20 protein-coding genes and 1 pseudogene are annotated in these 23,651 nt (G+C 46.6%); 3 read left to right on the top strand and 18 right to left on the bottom strand.

Annotation, left to right across the window (positions count from 1 at the left end; genetic code table 11):
- Nucleotides 1-109 precede the first annotated feature (109 nt).
- From QWY22_RS07365 to QWY22_RS07295, 15 genes are all read right to left on the bottom strand, one after another.
- Nucleotides 110-1,324 (bottom strand): carboxylate--amine ligase, encoded by a 1,215-nt coding sequence (locus QWY22_RS07365; RefSeq protein ID WP_300983782.1) that lies wholly within the window; start codon nt 1,322-1,324, stop codon nt 110-112.
- A gap of 14 nt (nt 1,325-1,338) precedes the next feature.
- Entirely contained in the window at nt 1,339-2,736 is a 1,398-nt protein-coding gene (gene pnpS, locus QWY22_RS07360) for a two-component system histidine kinase PnpS (RefSeq protein WP_300983781.1), read from the bottom strand.
- Entirely contained in the window at nt 2,733-3,440 is a 708-nt protein-coding gene (locus QWY22_RS07355; RefSeq protein WP_300983779.1) for a response regulator transcription factor, read from the bottom strand. The genes pnpS and QWY22_RS07355 overlap by 4 nt, the downstream gene beginning before the upstream one ends.
- A gap of 45 nt (nt 3,441-3,485) precedes the next feature.
- On the bottom strand, nt 3,486-3,962 hold the full coding sequence (locus QWY22_RS07350) for a MaoC/PaaZ C-terminal domain-containing protein (protein WP_300983777.1): 477 nt from the start codon (nt 3,960-3,962) through the stop codon (nt 3,486-3,488).
- Nucleotides 3,963-4,095: 133 nt separating this feature from the next.
- Entirely contained in the window at nt 4,096-5,034 is a 939-nt protein-coding gene (gene mdh, locus QWY22_RS07345) for a malate dehydrogenase (RefSeq protein WP_300983776.1), read from the bottom strand.
- A 64-nt stretch (nt 5,035-5,098) separates the two neighbouring features.
- Nucleotides 5,099-6,406 (bottom strand): NADP-dependent isocitrate dehydrogenase, encoded by a 1,308-nt coding sequence (icd, locus tag QWY22_RS07340; RefSeq protein WP_300983775.1) that lies wholly within the window; start codon nt 6,404-6,406, stop codon nt 5,099-5,101.
- A gap of 58 nt (nt 6,407-6,464) precedes the next feature.
- Nucleotides 6,465-7,580: a citrate synthase gene (citZ, locus tag QWY22_RS07335; RefSeq protein WP_300983774.1), complete on the bottom strand. Its 1,116-nt coding sequence runs from the start codon at nt 7,578-7,580 to the stop codon at nt 6,465-6,467.
- 184 nt (nt 7,581-7,764) lie between these two features.
- The gene (locus QWY22_RS07330; protein ID WP_300983773.1) at nt 7,765-8,151 is read right to left on the bottom strand and encodes an FxsA family protein; all 387 of its coding nucleotides are present in this window, start codon (nt 8,149-8,151) and stop codon (nt 7,765-7,767) included.
- Between the two features lie 24 nt (nt 8,152-8,175).
- Nucleotides 8,176-9,936: a pyruvate kinase gene (gene pyk / locus QWY22_RS07325; RefSeq protein WP_300983772.1), complete on the bottom strand. Its 1,761-nt coding sequence runs from the start codon at nt 9,934-9,936 to the stop codon at nt 8,176-8,178.
- 22 nt (nt 9,937-9,958) lie between these two features.
- A complete protein-coding gene (gene pfkA, locus QWY22_RS07320; RefSeq protein ID WP_300983771.1) occupies nt 9,959-10,918 on the bottom strand; it encodes a 6-phosphofructokinase in 960 nt (319 codons plus the stop codon).
- A gap of 139 nt (nt 10,919-11,057) precedes the next feature.
- The gene (gene accA / locus QWY22_RS07315; RefSeq protein WP_300983769.1) at nt 11,058-12,029 is read right to left on the bottom strand and encodes an acetyl-CoA carboxylase carboxyl transferase subunit alpha; all 972 of its coding nucleotides are present in this window, start codon (nt 12,027-12,029) and stop codon (nt 11,058-11,060) included.
- A complete protein-coding gene (accD, locus tag QWY22_RS07310) occupies nt 12,022-12,894 on the bottom strand; it encodes an acetyl-CoA carboxylase, carboxyltransferase subunit beta (RefSeq protein WP_300983767.1) in 873 nt (290 codons plus the stop codon). The genes accA and accD overlap by 8 nt, the downstream gene beginning before the upstream one ends.
- Nucleotides 12,878-13,531, bottom strand: coding sequence for a FadR/GntR family transcriptional regulator (locus QWY22_RS07305; protein ID WP_300983766.1), 654 nt, complete (start codon nt 13,529-13,531; stop codon nt 12,878-12,880). Before QWY22_RS07305 ends, accD begins: the two co-directional genes overlap by 17 nt.
- A 231-nt stretch (nt 13,532-13,762) precedes the next feature.
- Entirely contained in the window at nt 13,763-16,819 is a 3,057-nt protein-coding gene (gene dnaE / locus QWY22_RS07300; RefSeq protein ID WP_300984348.1) for a DNA polymerase III subunit alpha, read from the bottom strand.
- Nucleotides 16,820-16,841: 22 nt separating this feature from the next.
- On the bottom strand, nt 16,842-17,780 hold the full coding sequence (locus QWY22_RS07295) for a DHH family phosphoesterase (protein ID WP_300983765.1): 939 nt from the start codon (nt 17,778-17,780) through the stop codon (nt 16,842-16,844).
- A gap of 94 nt (nt 17,781-17,874) precedes the next feature.
- Here QWY22_RS07295 and QWY22_RS07290 point away from each other — a divergent pair, with 94 nt between their 5' ends.
- Nucleotides 17,875-18,174: a YtpI family protein gene (locus tag QWY22_RS07290; protein WP_053165447.1), complete on the top strand. Its 300-nt coding sequence runs from the start codon at nt 17,875-17,877 to the stop codon at nt 18,172-18,174.
- 39 nt (nt 18,175-18,213) lie between these two features.
- Here the strand turns inward: QWY22_RS07290 and QWY22_RS07285 are convergent, their stop codons facing one another.
- A complete protein-coding gene (locus tag QWY22_RS07285) occupies nt 18,214-19,521 on the bottom strand; it encodes a DRTGG domain-containing protein (RefSeq protein ID WP_300983764.1) in 1,308 nt (435 codons plus the stop codon).
- 147 nt (nt 19,522-19,668) lie between these two features.
- The gene (locus QWY22_RS07280) at nt 19,669-20,349 is read right to left on the bottom strand and encodes a metal-dependent hydrolase (RefSeq protein WP_300983763.1); all 681 of its coding nucleotides are present in this window, start codon (nt 20,347-20,349) and stop codon (nt 19,669-19,671) included.
- An 89-nt stretch (nt 20,350-20,438) separates the two neighbouring features.
- Here QWY22_RS07280 and QWY22_RS07275 point away from each other — a divergent pair, with 89 nt between their 5' ends.
- Nucleotides 20,439-21,536, top strand: a complete 1,098-nt coding sequence (locus tag QWY22_RS07275; protein WP_300983762.1) for a M24 family metallopeptidase — start codon at nt 20,439-20,441, stop codon at nt 21,534-21,536.
- Nucleotides 21,537-21,687: 151 nt separating this feature from the next.
- Here the strand turns inward: QWY22_RS07275 and ald are convergent, their stop codons facing one another.
- The gene (gene ald / locus QWY22_RS07270; RefSeq protein ID WP_300983761.1) at nt 21,688-22,803 is read right to left on the bottom strand and encodes an alanine dehydrogenase; all 1,116 of its coding nucleotides are present in this window, start codon (nt 22,801-22,803) and stop codon (nt 21,688-21,690) included.
- A 308-nt stretch (nt 22,804-23,111) separates the two neighbouring features.
- Between ald and QWY22_RS07265 the strand changes: the two are divergent.
- Nucleotides 23,112-23,552: pseudogene (locus QWY22_RS07265) on the top strand (universal stress protein); the annotation flags it as partial.
- Between the last annotated feature and the right edge of the window lie 99 nt (nt 23,553-23,651).

Genomic DNA, 23,651 nt, shown 5'->3' with positions numbered 1-23,651 from the left:
TTCGACCAGAGCCTTTCTTACAGCACGAGCCTGCAGGAAAGCAAAGCTGTTTAATAGAATATCTGTTCGAGAGTTATATTTTTCCCATTAAGTAGTAAAACAACCAGTGTCACCACTGGTTGTTTTTGTATTTCTTATAATAATTCACTTGGCGGGCGAACAGGTATAATTTCCGTTTAAGGTGCGTATCTTTTTTATAGAACAACGGATTGACGTATTTGCCTTTTTTCAGTAATTGATTGATGTCGCGCTGCACGGCTTTATTGGCTACAAATTTGCGAAGGACAATTTTCGGCACAACCGTGAACAAAAATTCTTCATTCAAATACGTGACAGGCTTTTCAATTCCGTAGATCAAGTCGTCGACAAAATAGGTAGCCATATTATGGCCCAAGGCGGTGACGTAATAGCTTGAACGGCCTTGGCGGATATTCACTTCAAAGACCTTGAATTTGCCGTCCCGCTCGTCGTACTTCAAATCGAAATTGGCAAAGCCGGTGTAGCCTACCGCTTCCAGGAAGTTCTGGAGCTTGACCATCATATCTTTGTTGTAGCGCGTGATCAAAGCGGTATAGTTCCCGATGGCAGTGACCGTATGCTCCTGCAGTACCACTTGGGCGTATGTCACGAGCTGCGTTTTGCCTTTGGAATTGGCGTAGATGACAGAATCCCACATATATGTATCATCGCCTGGGATGTAATCCTGGATGATTAATTCATCCTGGTAGCCGCTGGCAATAATCGTCCGGATGACTTCCTGCAATTCCCGCGGATTTTCCACTTTGTAGACTTTCTGCTGGCCTTCGAATTTATTGAGGTTGTACTCAATGCCGTTGCTCGGCTTGATGATGACCGGATACATCATTTGCTCTTCAAACGGCTGTCTGGAACGGCAGTCGTAAAAGAACGTTGTCGGAGTATCAATGCCGTGTTCGTGGCATAATTTATAGAAATTCGATTTTACCTGCAGCTGATTCATCAAGTCTTCTGAAATATAATTAAAGACAAAATGCTCGCGCAATACCGATGCATTTTCGATGATCAAGCGCACGTACAAATCATTTGTACCGACTAGCAGCAATGTTTTTCCGGGCGTTCTGTACTTGCCGGCTATGTCCGTCAAGATTCCTGCAAATTGCGCTGAATCGGACAAGCCGGAGCGCAGCTCGATGGTTTCTGTAATGGTGCTCATTGCCGTAAACGACAAAGGTTCTTTCCCTACTAAAACGGGTTTGATGCCATATGCTTCGTGAAACGAAATGGCCATATTGTAAGCATTCATATCAGTACCTACAATGATCGGCAGAAAAGGTAAATTATCCATATGTTCCTCCTAGATTAATTCGCTAAAGGCAAATAGATGGTAAAGGTTGTTCCAATGCCTACTTCGCTTGCAACTTCCACTTTGCCGTGATGTGCCTCTATTAAATGTTTGACTATTGATAATCCTAACCCGGTTCCGCCGGAATTTCGACTGCGGGCACGGTCGACCCGGTAAAACCGTTCAAATAGCCTATCAATTTCTGATGCTTCAATACCTATACCCTGATCTTCCACTTCGATAATCCCTTCATCGCCTTTTTTATACAGGCGGACGGTAATTGCTGTTTTAGAAGGCGAATACGTGATGGCATTGATCAATAAATTCATCATGACTTGCACGAGGCGGTTTGGGTCGCCTTGAACAATAACGGGTTCAAGATTCAGTTTCAACTCGATGTTTTTATCTTCAAGCTTTCTTTCGACCAATTCGCCTGCCCGTTCAATCAGCTTTCTCAAATCGGTCGGCATGGCATCCACTTGAAAGCCGGCTTGTTCCACTTTAGAAAGCTCCAGCAAATCTTTAACGAGCATTTCCAGACGGAGGCTTTCTTTTTCAATGATTTCCAGAAAAGAAAGCGTCGTTTCCGGATCTTTATAGGCCCCGTCCAGCAGTGTTTCCGTAAAGCCTTTAATCGATGTAACCGGCGTTCTTAGTTCATGCGATACGTTGGCGACAAAGTCTTTCCGGATTTGTTCCAGCCGCTTAAGTTCGGTAATGTCGTGAGAGACAATGACAATTCCGAGCCATTGTTCATGTTCGCCCAGTACCGGGGCACCGTACACATCGATGTGCTTCGTACTGATGCCTTGTTTGAACTCAAGCTGATTGCGCGCTGAAGTTTCTGTCATAAAGACCTGTTCGATAAACCGCTCCAGAACATGCGGAATCCGCATTTCTTTGTAAAACTTTCCATCAATATCCTCATTCGACAACTGGAATTCAGTCAGGAACGAGCGATTGACCAAAGTAATCCCGCCTTGCCGGTCAATCATGATCAGGGCGCTCCCCATGTTTTCAATCAGCGTTTTTAATCGTTCCTGCTCCATTTCCCGGACCGAGGTGATTTCCTGCAAGTTTCTCGCCAAAATATTAATGGTCGAACTCAACTCCACCGTACTGGCATTGCTGTATTCAAATGCCCGCGCCCGGTAGTTTCCTTTTGCCAATTCCAGGGCGGTTTCTGTTACGTTTTCAATCGGCAACGCTTGCACTTGGATGATGCGGTAGCCAATAATTGCAGAAAAAAGCATCGCCACCACAAAAATTAAAAACAGGAACAGCCAGACCTGCATTTTATCGTGCGTTTCCGCATAGACAGGAAAAAGCTGGCCAATGACGACAAAAAGGCCAGCTAACAGCACACCGATCCAAATCAGAATCGTCATCAGCAATCGATGCTTAAATGACTTCATCCTGCTTTCGGCTCCTCGAATTTGTAACCCAATCCTCTTATCGTTTTGATATAGAGCGGTTTCCGGCTGTTTTCCTCTATTTTTTCCCGCAAGTGGCTGATATGTACATCAACTATCCGGGTGTCTCCTGCAAAATCGTATTTCCAGACGGCGCTGAGCAATTGATCACGAGTCAGAACCCGGTTTTTATTTTCCATCAAATATACTAGAAGTTCGAACTCTTTAGGTGTGAATTCGATTTGTTCCTCACCGAGATAGACTTCAAATTGTTCTGGAAATACTTTTAAGCTGCCAAAGGTCAGCGGTGCAGAAGAATCCGTTTGTGCAATAGACGTCTGCTCTGTCCGGCGCAGAACCGCCTTTACACGGGCGACCACTTCTCGCGGACTGAACGGTTTGGTCATGTAGTCATCTGCACCGAGTTCAAGGCCCAGCACTTTATCAAACTCATCATCTTTTGCGGTCAGCATAATAATCGGCGTTTGGACTTTTTGCTGGCGCAGCGACTTGCAAACTTCTACGCCGTCCATGGACGGCAGCATCAAATCAAGCAAAATCAAAGATGGCTTTTCTGTTAAGGCGATTTCGTATCCTTCTTTTCCATCGTTCGCTATGACCGTTTCATATCCGGCTTGCACCAAGTTATACGACAACAACGTCGCAATGGAATGTTCATCTTCGATAATCAGTATTTTTTTCAGCATTTGACATCCTCCACATTCAGTTTGAAACCCCCATTCCAAACCGCTTTAGATATTATCTGTAGCTTGAGTGGACAGCTGATTGATGATTTGCGGCGGATGAACCAAAACGGTTCCTTCCACCACAGAACTGCCTTCTTCATTTGTTGCCTCGATGCGGATAATCACTTCGTTATGTTTGACATCCACTTCAATCACTTCCAGCAAGAACTCGATTGTTGCATAATGATAGACCGGCTCGCGGAATTTCAGCTTTTGTTCCGTAATATAAGATCCAGGGCCAGGTAAATATTTGGAGATCGCAGAAGTGATAATGCCCGTCAGCATAATATTCGGCACTACGGGTTTTTCGTAAACTGTTTGCGAAGCGAAGTCATGCTGTATATACAGCGGATTGCCGTCATTCGTCAAACCAAGATAAAGCAGAAGATCCTTGTCTTCAATTTTCTCTGTCAGATTCAACTTTTCTCCGACCTTCATGTCTTCGACTTTACGGCCTAATTCACGCTTCTTTCCAAGCAACAATAACTTTCCCTCCTAAATCTTGATACTCCTATAGTATCAAGTAATCTCATAAAAGTGCAAGCGCCCGGAGACCCACTGCCTCGCTTCAGCTGCAACCAAAAAACGAGCAGGAAAAATTCCTGCTCGCCTAATATTATGCTAAAACTTTCATGACGGCTTTTACAGACTCAGCTGAGTTGTTCAATAAGGTTTTTTCTTCGTCGTTCAAATCAATCTCGATAATTTTTTCGATGCCGCCAGCGCCGAGAATCGTCGGAACACCTAAATAGATGCCGTCTAATCCGTATTCCCCTTCCAAATAAGCGATGGACGGCAAAATCCGCCGCTGATCTTTAATGATGGCTTCTGCCATTTCAACCAATGATGCAGCCGGCGCATAATAGGCAGATCCATTCCCTAAAAGATTAACGATTTCCGCTCCGCCTTTTCGCGTCCGTTCCACGATTTCACCGAGCCGTTCTTTAGAAATCAAAGTCTCCAGCGGAATGCCGCCCGCATAAGAATAACGAACCAAAGGAACCATATCATCGCCATGCCCGCCTAGCACAAATCCGGTGACATCCTTCACCGACACCTTCAGTTCTTCAGCCACAAAACTGCGGAATCGGGCGGAATCAAGAACTCCGGACTGGCCAATGACGCGCTCTTTCGGGAATCCGGATTCTTTGAACACAGTATAGGTCATCGCATCCACCGGGTTCGTTAAAACGAGGATAGTCGTATCGGGTGAATATTTTACAACTTCAGCTGTAACAGATTTCATGACTTTTTGATTGGTCTGGACCAGATCATCACGGCTCATCCCCGGTTTTCTTGCGATTCCGGCTGTAATAATGACCAAATCCGAGTCTTTCGTGTCTTCGTAGTTGGCTGTTCCGATCACCCGTGCGTCGAAGCCTTCAACAGGGCCGGTTTCGGCCATGTCCAGCGCTTTTCCTTTCGCCGGGTTCTCCATTTGCGGGATGTCTACGAGCACGACATCGCCCAACTCTTTTTGGGCAAGCAGAAACGCAGCCGTCGCACCTGTGAAGCCTGAACCGATTACAGAAATCTTTTTACGTGTGAATGTCATAAAAAACTCCCCTTTAATATCGATTTGGATATGAAAAAAAGAGGGGTTTCCCCCTCTCCTTATCTTACAAGTTTTTAATTAATTCGTCAGCGAACTCAGAGCATTTCACTTCTGTAGCGCCGTCCATTAGACGTGCAAAGTCGTAAGTTACAACTTTAGAAGCAATTGTTTTCTCCATAGAATTCGTGATCATTTTAGCAGCTTCGCTCCATCCAAGGTGTTCAAGCATCAATACGCCTGAAAGAATAACTGATGAAGGGTTTACTTTGTCAAGGCCAGCGTATTTAGGAGCTGTACCGTGAGTAGCTTCGAAAATTGCATGTCCAGTATCGTAGTTGATGTTCGCACCCGGTGCGATGCCAATTCCGCCTACTTGAGCAGCCAAAGCGTCAGAGATGTAATCTCCGTTCAAGTTCATTGTTGCAACAACGTCGAACTCGCTTGGGCGTGTAAGGATTTGCTGAAGGAAGATATCAGCGATTGAATCTTTAACAAGGATTTTTCCTGAAGCAAGAGCTTCTTCCTGTGCTTTGTTTGCAGCATCAGTTCCTTGCTCGTCTTTGATTGCATCGTATTGGTTCCAAGTGAAGACTTTATCGCCGAATTCTTGTTCAGCCACTTCGTAGCCCCAGTTTTTGAAAGCTCCTTCAGTGAATTTCATGATGTTGCCTTTGTGTACAAGAGTTACAGACTCGCGTTTTTCAGTCAATGCATAGTTGATTGCAGCACGAACCAAACGTTTTGTTCCTTCTTCAGAAATCGGCTTGATTCCTAGGCCTGAAGATTCAGGGAAGCGGATGTTTTTAACGCCCATTTCATCTGTTAGGAAAGCAAGTAATTTTTTCACTTCGTCAGAACCGTTTGCATACTCGATCCCTGCATAGATATCTTCAGTGTTTTCACGGAAGATGACCATGTCCGTGTCTTCTGGACGTTTAACCGGTGAAGGTACGCCTTCGAAGTAGCGAACAGGACGCAGGCAAGTGTATAGATCAAGTTCTTGGCGCAAAGCTACGTTCAATGAACGGATACCGCCGCCGATTGGTGTCGTAAGAGGCCCTTTGATTGCGATCAAGTATTCGTTGATTACGTCCAAAGTTTCCTGCGGCAACCATTCGCCAGTTTGGTCGAATGCTTTTTGTCCAGCAAGGACTTCTTTCCAAACGATCGCTTTTTCACCGTTATAAGCTTTGTTGACTGCTTCTTCAAGAACGCGTGATGCTGCATTCCAGATATCCGGGCCAGTACCGTCACCGATAATGAATGGAATTACTGCTTGGTTAGGGACGTTCAATACGCCGTTTTGGACTGAGATTTTTTCACCGTTAGTCATTTGTAATAGCCTCCTGTAGTCAAAGTCATAGGGCTGCACAATGTGCGAGCCCCATGTATTTTTTGTTTTCAACTTAACTGCTTTGCCGCTTTTCTAATTATCTTTCAGAAACTGGAACATAAGTCTGCATTCCAGGTCCGATGTATTCGGCACGCGGACGGATCAAGCGGTTATTTGAGTACTGCTCAAGAATGTGAGCCAACCAGCCTGAAGTACGGGATACAGCAAAGATTGGCGTGAACAGGTCATGTTCGATATTCAAAGAATGGTAAACAGAAGCCGAGTAGAAATCCACGTTCGGCGGAAGATCTTTTTGCCCAGTTACGATTTCTTCAATGCGAATTGACATTTCATACCATTTTTCTTCGTTGCGGATTTTCGTTAACTTCTGGGACATATCGCGCAAGTGTTTCGCACGCGGATCACCTTGGCGGTAAACGCGGTGTCCGAAGCCCATGATTTTTTCTTTGTTCGCCAATTTTTCATTGATGACTTCATCAACTTTATCAACAGAACCGATTTCAGTAAGCATCTTCATTACTTGCTCGTTTGCTCCACCGTGCAATGGCCCTTTTAATGCACCGATTGCTGCAGTGATTCCTGAATAGACATCAGACAATGTAGCAACTGCAACGCGTGCAGTAAATGTCGATGCGTTCAATTCGTGGTCAGCATGAAGAACAAGCGCTTTGTTGAAAGCTTCTACTTCGATGTCTTCAGGCATTGATCCTGAAAGCATGTAAAGGAAGTTCGCTGCATAGCTCAAATCGCTCTTCGGCGCCACTGGTTCTTGCCCTTTACGGATGCGGGCGAAAGCAGTAACAATTGTTGAGATTTTTGCCTGGATGCGAATTGCTTTGCGGTAATTCGCTTCAGGGTTCATTTCTTCTGCTTCTTCGTCAAATAGTCCAAGCATTGAAACGGCTGTGCGAAGAGCCGCCATCGGATGAACTTTTGTGATTGGGTATGTTTTAAAGTGATCCAGCACTTCTTGAGGGATGGCCATGTCATCCGCCAATTGCTGTTTCAATTCTGCTAATTCATCTTCTTTAGGCAAACGCTGATGCCAAAGCAGGTAAATTACTTCTTCGAAACTAGCATTGTCTGCTAAATCGTCGATGTTGTAGCCAACGTATGTAAGAGTGTCATCAATAATAGAACTGATGGCGGATTGAGTTGCTACTACGCCTTCTAAACCTTTTGCCGATGTCATATAAATCGCTCCTTCTTATTCTAATTCATCATTCCAAAAAAAAAGCCCGAATGATGGGTTTTCAATCATTTGTAAATCTGAATCAAATTCCTTACTTTGTCATTATAATCAACTTTGAAGAATTTGTGAATGAAAACGCTTAGTTTTATTAAATTTTCCTGAAAAACGATGAATTCACTCGGGATTACCGGACAATAACCCGAGTGTTCTTCATGTTTTTTTGAATCAGTTTGAAAACAAGCGGTTTGTACAGTTTCTGCGTCGGTTTAAAAAGCATCGAAAGACCGACGGCATCTGAAATAAACCCAGGCGTCAAAAGCAGGACGCCGCCCACTAAGACAAAAGCAGCGTTCAGCAAATGATCTCCCGGGGGCTCGAAGCGGCTGAAGCTATCCTGTATATCACGGATTGCTTTGACTCCCCGCTTTTTCGCCAGATAAGCTCCGATAAGCCCGGTCACAAGAATGATGGCAAGCGTCGGAAAAAAGCCGATTTTTCCTCCAGCCCAGATGAGCAAGGCCAATTCAAGCGTCGGAACTAGGATCAAGGCTACAAAAAACCATTTCATCATTCAGCTGAGCCTCCTGCGTTGTATTTACAAGACACTGGCGTGACCGTGGTAAATAATGCCTGATTCCGCGTCAATCGTAATATCGTAGTCATTCTCGATCATTTCTGTCGCATTTGAAACACCGACAACAACCGGAATTCCCAGGCTTAAGCCGACAACCGCCGCATGGCTCGTCAAGCCGCCTTCTTCTGTTACGATGCCCGCACATTTTTCAATCGCTGGCATCATTTCACGGTCTGTGCCGATGGTGACGATAATTTTCCCTTCAGTGTCTACAGCTAAAGCCTGCTCGGCATTTCTGACGACCACAGTTTTACCCATGGCAACCGTTTTGCCGATGCCTTGCCCTTTAGCGATGCTGTCGCCGATCAAATGAACTTTCATCAAGTTCGTTGTGCCTGCCTGGCCAACCGGAACCCCCGCTGTGATGACGACCAAATCGCCGTGTTTCACGAAATGGTGCTTCAAGCTTTCATCCACTGCATTTTCAAGCAATTCATCCGTCGAATGGACTTTTGAACCGACGATCGGCTGTACCCCCCATACAAGCGTCAGCTTGCGGGAAGCAATATCTGCTGATGTAACTGCGATAATCATGACGCCCGGACGGTATTTCGAGATCATTCTGGCTGTATGTCCACTTTCCGTCGGTGCGATGATGGCTTTTACTTTCAAGTTCAAAGCCGTATAAGCAACTGCTTGGCCAATCGCTTCTGTCATGTTTGATTCTTTTTCTTTTCTGCGTGTGGAAACGATTTGCTTATAGTTCAACGCACCTTCAGTCGTCATTGCAATGCGGTGCATTGTTTCAACCGACTCGACTGGATAAAGCCCGGCTGCCGTTTCTCCGGACAGCATGATTGCATCCGTGCCGTCAAAAATGGCGTTCGCTACGTCACTTGCTTCTGCGCGCGTTGGGCGGGGATTGCGCTGCATGGAATCGAGCATTTGAGTCGCAGTGATCACCGGTTTTCCGGCACTGTTGCATTTCTCAATCAACGATTTTTGGACCAACGGCACAACTTCGGCCGGAATTTCAACCCCAAGGTCGCCGCGGGCTACCATCAAGCCGTCCGAAATCATTAGAATGTCGTCGATATTGTCGACGCCTTCCTGGTTCTCGATTTTCGGAATGATCTGGATGTGCGCACCGTTATTGTTTTCCAGCAGTTCACGGATTTCCATAACATCAGACGACCTTCTGACAAAAGAAGCAGCGATGAAATCAACGCCTTGTTCGATGCCAAACAGGATGTCCTGGGCGTCTTTTTCCGTGATGCCCGGCAATTGGACCGAAACGCCCGGTACGTTAACGCCTTTTTTGCTCTTTAATGTCCCGGCATTTTCCACATAAGTATGGATCAAGCCGTTTTCTTTGTCGATGCCGGTTACACGAAGTTCAATCAAGCCGTCATCAAGCAAAATGATCGATCCTTCGTTTACATCTTCAATCAGTTGGCCATAAGTAATAGAGAACAATTCATTTGTTCCCAGCACTTCAGTCATGGAAATGGCAATGGATTGTCCAGTAACTAGTTCAACTCCGTTGTTCTCCATGTTATGTGTGCGGATTTCAGGTCCTTTGGTATCAAGCAGAATCCCAATAATTTTCCCTGTTTTTTTCGATGCTTCACGGATGCGTTGAATGCGCAATGCATGTTCTTCGTGGCTGCCGTGCGAAAAATTCAAGCGGGCTACGTTCATCCCAGCTTCAATTAATGATTCCAGTAATTCCGGGGTTTCACTTGCCGGACCAATTGTACAAACGATTTTTGTTTTTCTCAATATACTCACTCCATTTGGCGTATTAAATTGATAACTCTTTTGATAAGGTATACAAACTCATGTCAGCGTCGTGCTTTTCAGTAAACGCTTTGGTCATATCATAGTCTACCACTTGATGATTTTTCATGCCAATCGCACGGCCGCCTGCACCTTTAAGCAGCACTTCTACAGCACGTGCACCGAAAAGGCTCCCGAGAACCCGGTCCCGTGCGGTCGGGGATCCGCCGCGTTGAATATGGCCCAAAACAGAAACCCGCGTTTCAATGTTTGCGCGTTCTTCTATTAAAGAAGCCAATTCATTGCCGTTCATTACGCCCTCAGCCACAATGATGATGCTGTGCTTTTTGCCCCGTTTTCTGCCTTTTTCCAAGCGGTCTATCATATCGTCCAAGTCAAACTTGTCTTCCGGAATCAAAATGGTTTCTGCTCCGCCTGCAAGCCCGGCCCATAAAGCCAAGTCTCCAGCATCCCGGCCCATTACTTCTATAATAAACGTGCGCTCATGGCTGGTCGCCGTGTCACGGATTTTATCAATCGCTTCAATCACCGTGTTCAATGCTGTATCAAAGCCGATGGTGTAATCTGTTCCCGGGATGTCGTTGTCGATCGTTCCCGGTACACCGACACATGGAAACCCTTTTTTGGTCAAAGCCATCGCTCCACGATATGAACCGTCGCCGCCGATGACAACCAGGCCGTCCAGGCCGTTCTTTTTCAATTGCTCGATCGCTTTTTCCTGTCCTGCATCGGTTCTGAATTCTTCACACCGTGCAGAAAAAAGTTTGGTGCCGCCGCGTTGGATAATATCCCCTACATCGCCGGCTTCCATGTTTTTGATGCGGCCGTCAATCAATCCTTGATAGCCGGAAAAGACGCCAGCCACTTCCACTCCGTGGAAAATCCCTTTCCGGACGACCGCCCGGATTGCAGCGTTCATTCCCGGTGAATCTCCGCCGCTAGTCAATACGCCAATTCGTTTCAAACTAATCGCCTCCACAATTCCATTTACTCTTTTCACCTTACCATGTGGCTTCCCGCCTGTCAGTCTTGAAAACGTAATTCTTCTATTAAGATTTCATTTTAGCAAAAACACGCAAAAAGAAACCGCCGGGGCGGTTTCTTTATTCACTGAAAATGCCGATTGATTTGAATTTTTCGTAGCGCTGATCGATTAATTCCTGGCCAGACAATCCAGTTAATGCACCCAATGACTCTTTGATCGCTTCATCGATAAAACCGGCCTGTTTTGCGTAGTCGTGGTGTGCGCCGCCGCGGACTTCTGAAATCATCCGTTCGATGATTTTCATCTCCAGCAAATCAGGTGCCGTAATTTTCATCGCTTCTGCAGCCGTTTGTGCGAGTGCTGAATCTTTCCAAAGAATTGAAGCAGCACCTTCTGGCGAAATGACTGAGAACGTTGAGTTTTCTAGCATCAAAATGTGGTTGCCGACGCCAAGCGCCAATGCGCCGCCGCTTCCGCCTTCGCCAATGACGATGGAAATGACCGGCACTTCAAGTCCTGCCATCTCTACCAGATTACGCGCAATCGCTTCGCTTTGGCCGCGCTCTTCTGCAGCTTTCCCGGGATACGCGCCTTTTGTATCAATCAGGCAGATAATCGGACGCTTGAACTTCTCAGCCTGCTTCATCAAACGAAGGGCTTTCCGGTAGCCTTCGGGATGCGGCATCCCGAAATTGCGGCGGATATTTTCTTTTGTCGCCTTGCCGCGCTGATGGCCAATCACCGTTACCGGTTGGCCATGAAACGAAGCGATGCCGCCGACGATGGCTTCATCGTCCCCGTAGAGCCGGTCGCCATGCAATTCAATAAAATCTTCGAACAGGAACGGAATATAGTCGAGCGTCGTTGGGCGTTCAGGATGGCGAGCCACTTGCACCCGGTCCCATGGCTTCATATTTTCATAAATGTCGTTCTCGAGCTTGGATAGACGTTCTTCCAGGCTTTGAATTTCTGAACTTAAATCCACGTCTGCAGTTTTGGTATAGTCTTTCAGCTCTTCGATTTTTTGACGCAGCTGAATCAGCGGTTCTTCAAACCCCATCGTTTTTGGAGCAGTTTTCGTTTTAGGCATTCTGGTGTGCCCCCTTTGTGTGCAAACGCACGAGTGTCGACAATGTAGCCTGCATGTCATTCCGATGCACCACAGCGTCCAATTGGCCATGTTCCAATAAAAACTCGGCTGTCTGGAAATCTTCAGGCAGTTTCTCCCGGACTGTCTGTTCAATAACGCGGCGTCCGGCAAATCCGATCAACGCTTTCGGCTCTGCAATATTGATGTCTCCAACAGAAGCGAAACTAGCAGAAACGCCTCCGGTTGTTGGATGTGTTAAAACGGAAATGAACAATAGCCCTTCGTTGCTGTGGCGTTTCAGCGCTACACTTGTTTTGGCCATTTGCATTAATGATAGCACGCCTTCTTGCATGCGTGCACCGCCGCTGGCTGTAAAGATGATGAACGGCAAGCGCTGTTCTGTGGCAGCTTCGATGGCCCGCGTAATTTTTTCACCGACAACCGATCCCATGGAACCCATACGGAAATGCGAATCCATAATTGCCACAATCACTTCTTGGCCTTTCAATTTTCCGGCGCCCGTCAATACCGCTTCATTCAAACCGGTTTTTTCGCTGTCGGAATTAATTTTTTCTGTGTATCCAGGGAATCCTAAAGGATTTTCCGTCTTCAAGTGGTCATCCATCGAGGTGAAAGATCCTTCATCCAGCAAGCTTTCCACACGTTCGTGAGCCGTCATCTTGAAATGATGGTCGCATTTCGGGCAAACTTTATGAAGTTTAGCCAATTCTTTCGTCAATGTAATATGCTTGCATGAAGGGCATTTTGTCATTAAGCCTTCTGGAACGTCTTTTGCTTTTTTAGTAGGGATCGTCGTTTCTTTTTTGTCTTTGTTTCGTTTGAATATTTCACGAATCATCGCCATTTTGCATTCTCCTCTTTTGTATCCATCCACTCCATGATTTAAAGGACTGGACGGCTAACTCTGTATCTCGCTGCTCAAGCGCCGATAAAATCGGCTTCAGGAATTCTCTTTCCGGACCGGAAACAGCTTCTGCATAAGGATTACCGCTATATTGCTGCAATAAAAACCATATTTTCAAAGATAGACGATTGCCGGAGAGCACCATGACTTCCCGTACAAAATCTTCTCGAAGTATACTTTCTTCACTTTCCAGCTTTTTTCGGAAGCTGTCCCACACTCGTATGCCGTCAAGCGCCTCGTTTTGGCAAACCAGCCGTATGGCAGCCACCTCAAGCATAAGTCTTGTTTGCCAGACATCTTCCTGGGATTGATTGTCCTGCAGGATAAACGTAGATAAAACTTCTACCAATTTGTGGTTGCGGTGATCTGCTAAAAACGTACCTTCTCCTCGGCGCGTCTCGATCAATCCAAGCAGCTCTAAACTGCGAAGCGCTTCGCGGAGAGTGGATCTCCCTACCTGCAAGGTTTCAGCCAATTCTCTTTCTGATGGAATGCGGTCACCCGGACGGATTTTTTCCCGCCGGATCATATCACGAATATCGCTGACTATATCTAAATATCGCTTTGGTTGATTCATGATCGCTCCTCAGTTTCCATTAATTTGAAAGTGGTCTGGCCACTCGTAAGTTAAAGGATACAAAACTTTTCGGCTCTCGTAAAGAAAAAAATGCGATTCTCTGAAGAAAAACAAAGAATGGGATAAATAGAGGGAATTCGCGCTATAAAGACAAACTATTCCCACAATAAAAAGACTGCAAACAAGCTCGTTTGAGTCCGAGTTTGCTGCAGTCTTTTCTTTTATATCCAGTCAGTCTTCTATTGATTTGCATATGATCGATATCTTATGATTGCGATTTTCAAGCGTTCCCTGTACTTCCAGAATGGCATGCGGTTCGAGCAATGCATTGTATTTGGCATACTCTTTTGGAAACAAGGTGACTGAAGCAGGGCCGGTTTCATCCTGCAAGTTGACGAACGCCATGGCGTCCCCTTTTTTCGTCCGGATCCGTTTGACTTCTTCCACCATGCCCAGCACGGCCACTGGCTGCCGGTCCTGAATATTTTTCAGGCTGCGCATCTCGGCATACTTTTTGCCGCGCTGTTCTTTTTCGCGCGAAATGGGATGAGTGGACAAATAAAAGCCGAGAACTTCTTTTTCAAAATCCAATTTCAAATTCTCCGGAATCGGCGAAGCTTTTGCATATTTTGGTTTCATGAAACTGGAGCCCATTTCATCGAACAACCCCGGCTCCTCGTTCGGCTTGACCAGTTCTGCGTGTTTAATGGAGCTGTCGAGTGAAGCAAGCAGCACCGCACGGTCCAGTCCGAAGTCGTCGAGTGCGCCTGCTTTGATAAGCGGCTCAAACGCTTTGCGGGTAAAATGGATTGCGGAAATGCGTTCGGCTATATCAAACATGCTGGAAAAATGCCCTTCTTTCCGGGCTTCCAGCAGCACTTTGACGGCGCTGCCCGGAACACCTTTCACTGAATTCAACCCTACTCGGATGCGCCCTTCTTCCACTGAATACGAATGGAAACTGCGCTGCACCGAAGGCGGCAGCAAGCCGATATTCTTATCTTTAATTTCCTGCAGCAATTGCTGGGTCTTTTCCGCATTCCCCGCACTGTTCGCAAGGATGGATGCGTAAAAGTAAACTGCGTAATGCGTTTTCATATAGGCTAGCTGATAAGAAATCATGCTATAGGCAACTGCGTGGCTTTTCGGAAAGCCGTAATCGGCGAACCGGACAATCAAGTTGTACACTTCAGTTGCCGCTTCTTCGGTAAAGCCTTTGGCAATGGCCCCACCCGTAAAATGCAGCCGCTCCTCGTCCAGTATTTCCCGTTTTTTCTTGCTGACTGCCCGGCGCAGCAAATCGGCTTCTCCAAGCGAAAATCCTGCCATGCGGGCAGCAATCTGCATAATCTGCTCCTGATACACAATGACGCCGTAAGTTTCGCTTAAAATCGGTTCCAGGATTGGATGCACATAATCGACACGCTCCTGCTTGTGTTTCCGTCTCGCATAAAGCGGTATAGATTCCATCGGGCCTGGGCGGAACAAGGCATTGACTGCCACGATATCCCCAAACGCCGTCGGCCGGATTTGCTGGAGCGCCCGGCGCATGCCGTCCGATTCCAGTTGAAAGATCCCTGTCGTGTCCGTTGCAGCAAGCAAGGCATAGGTTTTATCATCGTCCAAGGGCAGGCTGCGGTAATCGATCCTTTTTTTCGTATCCAAATAAACAAGTTTCCGGATTTGTTCGAGTATCGTCAAATTCCGGAGACCCAGAAAATCCATTTTCAACAGCCCGACAGCTTCGAGTTCCCCCATTGGCCATTGGGTAATGAAAATCCCTTCGCTGCCTTTTTCAATCGGCACATGCTCGACCAGCGGCGTCGGGCTTAAAATGACGCCTGCTGCGTGGGTCGAGGCATGGCGCGGCAAGCCTTCCAGTTTCACGGCGGTCTTAAACCACGATTTGCGTTCTTCTTTTCGGACAATCCAGTCATTTAGAGCCGGCGACTCTTTTAACGCTGACCTTAAAGTGGTGCCGATCCGGCTCGGAATCATTTTGGAAATGGCTTCAAGCTCTTCCGCTTCAAAACCGAACACGCGGGCTGTATCGCGGGCAACCGCTTTTGCCGATAAAGTCCCGAATGTGATGATTTGGGCAGTTCGCACGTCGCCGTATTTTTCTGCTACGTATTCCACCACTTCATGGCGGCGGTGATCGGCGAAATCGATGTCGATATCCGGCAGCGTCACCCGTTCCGGATTCAAGAAACGTTCGAACAATAAGCCATGTTCAAGCGGGTCAACATCTGTAATCTGAAGCGAATAAGCGACAAGCGAACTTGCCGATGATCCCCGTCCCGGACCTGTTAAGATGCCATTGTCCCGAGCAAACTTCATGAAGTCTGCTACGATCAGAAAATAATCGATATAACCCATATTGCTGATAATGGATAATTCGTATTGAAGGCGTTCGGTATAGGCTTCCGTATGCTTTGGAACCCGCTCTTTCAGCCCTTTTTGGCAAAGTTTCCAGATGTACGCCTTGCGGTCTGTATTTTCAGGCAACGGATAAACCGGCAGCAATTGCTGATTCATCGGAATGCTTATCTGGCAGCTCGCCAGCATTTTCTTTGTTTCTTCCAACCATTCCGGATTGGAAGAAAACCAGGAAATGAATTCTGCCGTCGACGGTGCATATGCTTTTGTATGTTCCGGGCGTTTCCTTTGTTCATCATTCATTTTCAAGCCTTGGCCAATGGCTGATGCGACTTCAAATGCAAAAGCATCCGCTTCCTGCATATACCGGATTTCCTGCGTAGCAATGATTCGCATTTTGTGGTGCACACATTGAGCGGCAAATCCGTCTTCTTCAGCCATCCGCTCCCCGCCTGGCCGTTCAATGCTGCCAAAGCAATGTTCGCCAAAAACAGCCTTTATGAATTTGAAAACTTCTCCGCGGTCCGTCAACGTCCATTCTGTTTTGTTCGGAACCACACACAGAAGCCCTCCGCGATATGCTTTCAGCCAGGATTCAGGCAAGGCTGTTTTATCCCGGGTTGATAAGGCACTGCTGATTTTCAATAAATTCTTATACCCCTGATTGGTTTGGGCATAGAGCACCACCGGATACTCCTGCTCTTCAAATTCGATAAGCGCGGAAAGGCCGACTACCCCATGGATGCCGGCCTTGTGGCAAGCTTCCCAGAAAGGAAGGATGCCGTATAATTTCGTGTTGACGATGGCAGCTGATGCCGTCCCTTGTTCCTGCAGAAAAGGGAAAAGTTCGTCAAGGCGCACCGTGCTTTTCAGCAGATCAGCCGATGTGCTTATATGCGGATAAACCATTGACAACTGGACCCCTCCTTTTTTAAGATGCGCAAATTTCAATCAGCCGCTCAATTACGCGGTCTGCTTCTTCCCAAGAATACGCTGTAGCACCTGAGGCCATCGGATGGCCTCCGCCTCCAAATTCTTTTGCCAATCCATTGATGATGGGGCCTTTAGAGCGGAGGCGAACGCGGATTTCGGTTTCTTCTTCTATAAAAATTACCCATGCTTTTAAGCCTTTTACATTGCCGAGCGATCCAACAAGCAACGAAGTTTCAGTGGCAGTCACTTCGAAATCCTTCAAGACATCGAGTGTAATCTTCACGTAGGCAGCACCGCTTTCATCCATCACAAAGTTCTGATAAATATAGCCTTGCAGATGAAGCAAATTACGGTCCATTTCATACATGCCGTTGTGAAGTTCGTTGCGGTCAAAATTGAATTTGATCAATTCGCCTGCCACGGCAAAGGTTTTTTGCGTTGTGCTTGGAAACAGGAATCGTCCGGTGTCTCCAATAATTCCAGCATATAAAAGCCGTGCAGCTGAATCAGGCATTGTCCAATTCTCATGGTCCCGTCCATATGTAAACAATTCATACACCAATTCCGATGCGGAACTGGCATTGGTATCCACCAATAAAACATCTCCGTATGCATCATCATTCGGATGATGGTCGATTTTAATGATTTTAGCGCCGCTTGCATAGCGCTGATCATCGACGCGTTCCGTGTTGGCGGTATCGGTGACGATGACAAGAGCGCCTTTAAAATCAGCGTCCTGGATTACGTCCGGAAAATCCATAAAATCAAGCGTATAATCATGTTCCCCTGCTGCCAGGATCCGCTTCTCCGGATAATTGTGCTGCAGCAGATATTTGAGGCCGAGCTGAGAGCCATAAGCATCCGGGTCCGGACGCACGTGGCGATGGATCACAATGGTTTCATACTGTTTAATTGTGTCGATGATTTGACTGTTCATATCCAAGTTCCTCCGTTATCTAAGGAAATCCATTCGCATTTTCAGCCGATTCTCAGTACAATAGAGTTGAGTTCTGGAATACAGGAGGTCCCTAATGTTAGTATTTGTTGGTTTAATCATTGTATCATTTGTTTTTTATTTTTATTATAAAACAAAACAATTCCGTGCGGTTTTGCCGATCCGCAAAAAATGGTATGCCGCTGTTGCAGCATTTTCACTCGGAAGTTTCATCTTCTTTTTCGGCATCAACTTTCTTTTCGTTTACCAGTCACTTGTGACTTATATCGTTTCCGGCATTTTCATTATCCTGGGCGCTATGATGATGTTCTCTAATTACAAAGCCGCTAAGCACTACCACAAATTCGTGGCAGAAGAAGCTCGGCTGAACCAGTAAAAATCTCTCCTTGCGGGGAGATTTTTTATTTGTCCATCCTTACCGGTCTAGCAATTGGAAAGTCAGCAACGCTTTCCCTACAATCTTGTGGTCAGACAGCACTTCGACATCCACTTTGGCGGACTTGCGGCTGATGTGCAAGATTAGCGGTTTGATATGGAGCGTGGAATCCAGCTGGACCGGGTTCAAGTAGTAGATCGTCATGTTTTCCAACGCACTTTCTCTTCGGTTCTTGGTTTTTAATGCCGCTGTTGCCGCTTCCACCAAAATGGTGGTGTACGCTCCGTAGGAGACCGACCCATAGGCATTGGTCATTTGCGGCGTGACTTTAAATTCCAATGTCAGCTTGTCCGCTTGCGGGATGCGCAGCTGGCTTTTGATGATGTCGTCAATGGTCTCCCCTTGCTGGGGCTGCCGCTGCGCTGTTTGAATGGCTTTCAGCACATCTTGCCGGCTGATGACCCCTTTCAGTTTCCCGTGGTCATCCGAAACCGGCAGCAAATCTATGCCTTCCCAAATCATCCGGTGCCCAGCAGCGGCGACACTGGTTTGAAGCGATACGGTAATAGGGTCTTTTGTCATCACTTTTTCAATTGTCTCTTCATCTGAATGGCCGATTACATCACGGGATGTAATGATGCCGACCAGTTTTCCGCTGTCATCGATTACCGGAAACCCGCCATGCGTCGTTTCCTTGTTCAGTTCACGGTAACGGCTGATCGGGTCTTTTTCGTGCAGCAAATGCGTTTTTTCGTAAGGAATCAAAATATCTTCTATGAGCAGGATTTCTTTTTTTATCAATTGGTCGTAGATGGCCCGGTTGATCATCGTCGCTACTGTAAACGTATCGTAGCTTGTTGAAATTACCGGCAGTTCGTACTCATCCGCCAGCCGCTTGACTGTGTCCGACGCATCAAATCCGCCCGTTACGAGGACAGCTGCGCCTGCCTGCAGTGCGTATTCGTGTGCCTTGAAACGGTTGCCGACAATCAAAAGATTTCCGGCTTCGGTATAGCGCATCATGTCTTCCAGCTGCATAGCGCCAATGACGAATTTGGTCAGCGATTTGTGCAGTCCCGCTTTTCCGCCCAACACCTGTCCGTCGACGATGTTGACGATTTCCGCATAAGTCAGCCGCTCGATGTTTTCTTTCTTTTTCCGTTCGATGCGGATTGTGCCGACGCGCTCAATTGTCGATACGAGCCGCTGGGTTTCTGCTTCCTTGATCGCCCGGTAGGCCGTTCCTTCGCTGACCTGCAGATCTTTTGCGATCCGCCTCACCGAAATTTTCTCTCCGACCGGCAGCGTCTCAATATATTCTAAAATCTGTTCATGTTTCGTTGCCATAAACTCACCTTTTCTTTCTGCTTGCTCTTGCCCATAGTGTACCATATTTCCTATTGAAACAAAGGCAGCGATGCGGCTAAAGAGGCGGTGCATAAAAATTTTTTCAGCCAAAAAAATCCGGAGAATAGGATTCTCCGGATTCTGGTTTTACAAGTCGATCGTTCCGCCGGCCTGCAAGATATTCACTTCTGCATTTTTTACCAATGCCTTGAACTTTTCCGGATCTTGTTTGATCGGCGGGAATGTATTGTAATGGATCGGCACAACGGTTTTCGGCTTTAACAGCTCGACTGCATAGGCAGCGTCTTCCGGCCCCATTGTAAAAAAATCGCCGATCGGCACAAAAGCTACATCAATCGCATTGCGTTCGCCGATAATTGCCATATCGCCAAACACTTCCGTGTCTCCGGCATGGTAAACCGTCTTGCCTTCCGCTTTAATTAAAAGCCCTGCCGGCATGCCTCCGTAAATGACGTCTCCTTCTTCTGTCGTAAAAGAAGAACTGTGGAAAGCTTTGGTGTATTTCACTGTTCCAAAATCGAATTCATGAGAGCCGCCGAGATTCATGCCGATTGTATTCAACCCCTGGCTTCCCAAATAGTTTGCGAGTTCCACCGGCGCCACAACCTGGGCATCATTGGTTTTTGCCAAGTCGATCGTATCGCCCACATGATCGTTGTGTGCGTGCGTCAGCAAGATAACGTCCGGCTTTTCTTCGCTGGCCGTCAAGTCCGTCAAACTGTTCCCGCTGATGAATGGATCAATCAAAATGGTTTTGTTTCCTGTTTGGATTTTTACAACCGAATGGCCGTGATATGATACTTGCATGAAATCCCTCCCGAGTTTATTGGCAATCATTTCAAGCAGTATTATACCCTGAAATTTGATATGCTACACATATAAAAGGAGGAATACATATGAATAAAATACAGCAATTAAAAGCTCACTTAACCGAATTCGATGTTGATGCAGCATTTATCACCAACCCCGACAACGTTTTTTACGCCAGCGGATTTAAAAGCGATCCACACGAGCGCCTTCTTGGTGTTATGGTCTTTAAAGACGCAGAACCGTTTCTGATTTGCCCGCAGATGGAAATTCCGGATGCGAAAAGCGCCGGCTGGAACGGCGACATTGTCGGCCATGTCGATACAGAAGACGCGATGCAGGTCTTGCACCGCACTGCTGCCGAACGGAACAGCAATGTCCGCCGGATTGCCATCGAAAAATCACATATGACGGTAGACCGCTTTGAAGCCTTGAACCGGCTGTTCGGCAATCCCGAATTTGTGGCATTGGATGAAAAAATCAATGCCATGCGCGTCATCAAAGACGAGGCGGAACTTCAAATTTTAAGAGAAGCAGCCGAACTTGCGGATTATGCGATTGAAATCGGAGCCAAAACCTTGCGTGAAGGCATCACCGAAATCGAAGTATTGACGGAAATTGAGTTGGCGCTGAAAAAACGCGGCGTTACACATATGTCGTTCGATACCACTGTCCTTAGCGGGCCGAAAGCGGCTTCTCCGCACGGCAAAACAGGCGACCGGAAAATCCAGAAAGGCGATTTGGTGCTGTTTGACCTCGGCGTTGTCCATAAAGGCTATTGCTCGGACATTACGCGTACACTGGCATTCGGCGAACCGAACGAGGAGCAAAAAGCCGTATATGACATCGTCCTCCGCGCTGAGCTTGCTGCTGTAAATGCCGTGAAACCGGGCATTACTGCTGCAGAACTCGACCAAGCTTCACGCCAAGTAATCGAAGATGCCGGCTACGGCGAATATTTCACTCATCGCCTGGGCCACGGCCTCGGCATTTCGGTTCATGAATTCCCATCCCTTCACGGATCCAATCAAATGGCCATGGAAGCTGGAATGGTGTTTACCATTGAACCAGGCGTTTACGTGCCAGGAAAAGTCGGCGTCCGCATCGAAGACGATGTTGCTGTTACGGAAAACGGCGTGGAAGTATTGACGAAATTCCCCAAAGAACTTCAAATCATTTCAAATTAAATGCAAAAAGCAGTCACCGGAATTTCTCCGGTGACTGCTTTTTTGATGATGCTCGAGTTGGGGCGGAATAAGCCTGACCATGAAGTCTCATGCCCAGCTTTTGGGCATTTAAACTATTTCAGTATTATTTCGACTAACTCATAGATTTTGCTTATGCCAACAATTCGTCGACTGATTTGTATTCGATGCCTTGGTCGTCCGCAACGGCTTTATACGTTACATAGCCTTTCAGCGTGTTAACGCCTTTTTTCAGCGCTTCGTTTTCAAGAATCGCTTTTTCGTAGCCTTTGTTGGCGATTTGTACTGCATAAGGAACAGTAACGTTCGTCAAACCGATTGTTGAAGTCCGTGGAACAGCCCCTGGCATATTTGCCACAGCATAGTGAACCACGTCATGTTTTACATAAGTCGGGTTGTCGTGAGTCGTGATGCGGTCGCTTGTTTCGAAAATGCCGCCTTGGTCGATTGCAATATCCACAACCACAGAACCAGGTTTCATCGATTTGATCATTTCTTCTGTTACCAATTTTGGAGCTTTTGCGCCTGGAATCAATACAGCTCCAACGACCAAATCCGCTTCTTTTACAGATTCAGCAATGTGGAATGGATTAGAGATCAATGTCTGCACATCACCGCCGAACAAGTCATCCAGCTGGCGCAGGCGATCCGGGTTTAAGTCCAGAATTGTGACGCTTGCTCCCATACCGACTGCCACTTTCGCTGCATTGGTTCCGGCAACGCCGCCGCCGACAATGGTTACTTTGCCGCGTGAAACGCCAGGAATTCCGCCAAGCAGAATGCCGCCGCCGCCGTGGATTTTTTCAAGGAACTGTGCTCCAATTTGAGTCGACATTTTGCCCGCCACTTCACTCATTGGTGTAAGCAATGGCAAAGTATTGTTCGGAAGCTGAACGGTTTCGTAAGCGATTCCAATTACTTTGGAATCAAGCATCGCTTTTGTCAATTCCGGTTCTGGAGCCAAGTGAAGATAGGTAAAGAGAATCATGCCTTCACGGAAATAACCGTACTCCGAAGAAACCGGTTCTTTCACTTTCATGATCATTTCCTGTGCCCATGCTTCTTCAGCCGTGTTTACGATTTGCGCTCCAGCTGCTTTGTAATCTTCGTCTGTAAAGCCGGATCCAAGACCTGCTTCTGTTTCGATAAACACTTCGTGTCCATAAAGCGCCAAGTTTACTACGCCTGCCGGTGTCATTGCTACACGGTTTTCATTGTTCTTAACTTCTTTCGGTACCCCAATACGCATTACAAAACCCTCCATTTGTGTGTTATAGAATAATAATTTAACAAACATCTAAATGTTCAAAGCAAGTCTATTCTATCAGATAATTCCTGTTTCCGCTCCTCTTTTTTATGTTTTGTGAATTTTCTCCTTAAAAAGTCCGTTCTCACAATTTAATTATTATGAAAAAACAAAAATAATCAGCCCTTCAGTTTTCCGAAATCGAAAATCCATTCATATAACCACCAAATATCCGGTAAATATTTATGTGAAAAGAAGGAACTCGCCTATATTTATCGAAAGATATAACTATAGACAAGGAGGAATGCACAATGACATTGAAGTATTCGCAAATCTTGGTAGCAGTTGACGGTTCGAAAGAAGCAGAGTGGGCTTTTAAAAAATCGGTGGGCATAGCGAAACGGAATAATGCCACATTGAATTTGGTGAATATCATCGATACACGTTCGTTTGCGGCTATTGAAGCGTATGACCGTTCGATCGCAGACCGTGCCCAAAAGTTCGCTGAAGATTTGCTAGGAGGCTATAAAAAAGAGGCCGAAGCAGCTGGGGTTGGAAGCGTAAGTATCCTTGTGGATTACGGGTCTCCAAAATCGATGATTTCGCGCGAACTGGCTAAAAAGGTAAATGCTGATTTAATCATTTGTGGTGCAACTGGTTTGAACACAGTTGAACGCTTCCTCATCGGCAGTGTGTCTGAACATATCGTGCGTTCTGCAAAATGCGACGTGTTAGTGGTCCGCACAGAAGATGCTGAAGATGACGACATCAGCGCAAGCACTTACAGAACAAGCGACGAAATCGGTTCAGACGCAAATTCGGAACAAATTGTCGGCGACAAAACTCCGCTT

Source organism: Planococcus liqunii (assembly GCF_030413595.1).
GTDB lineage: Bacteria > Bacillota > Bacilli > Bacillales_A > Planococcaceae > Planococcus > Planococcus liqunii.
Note: the sequence above shows the minus strand (reverse complement) of the source record. Positions and strands in the feature narration are given on the sequence as shown.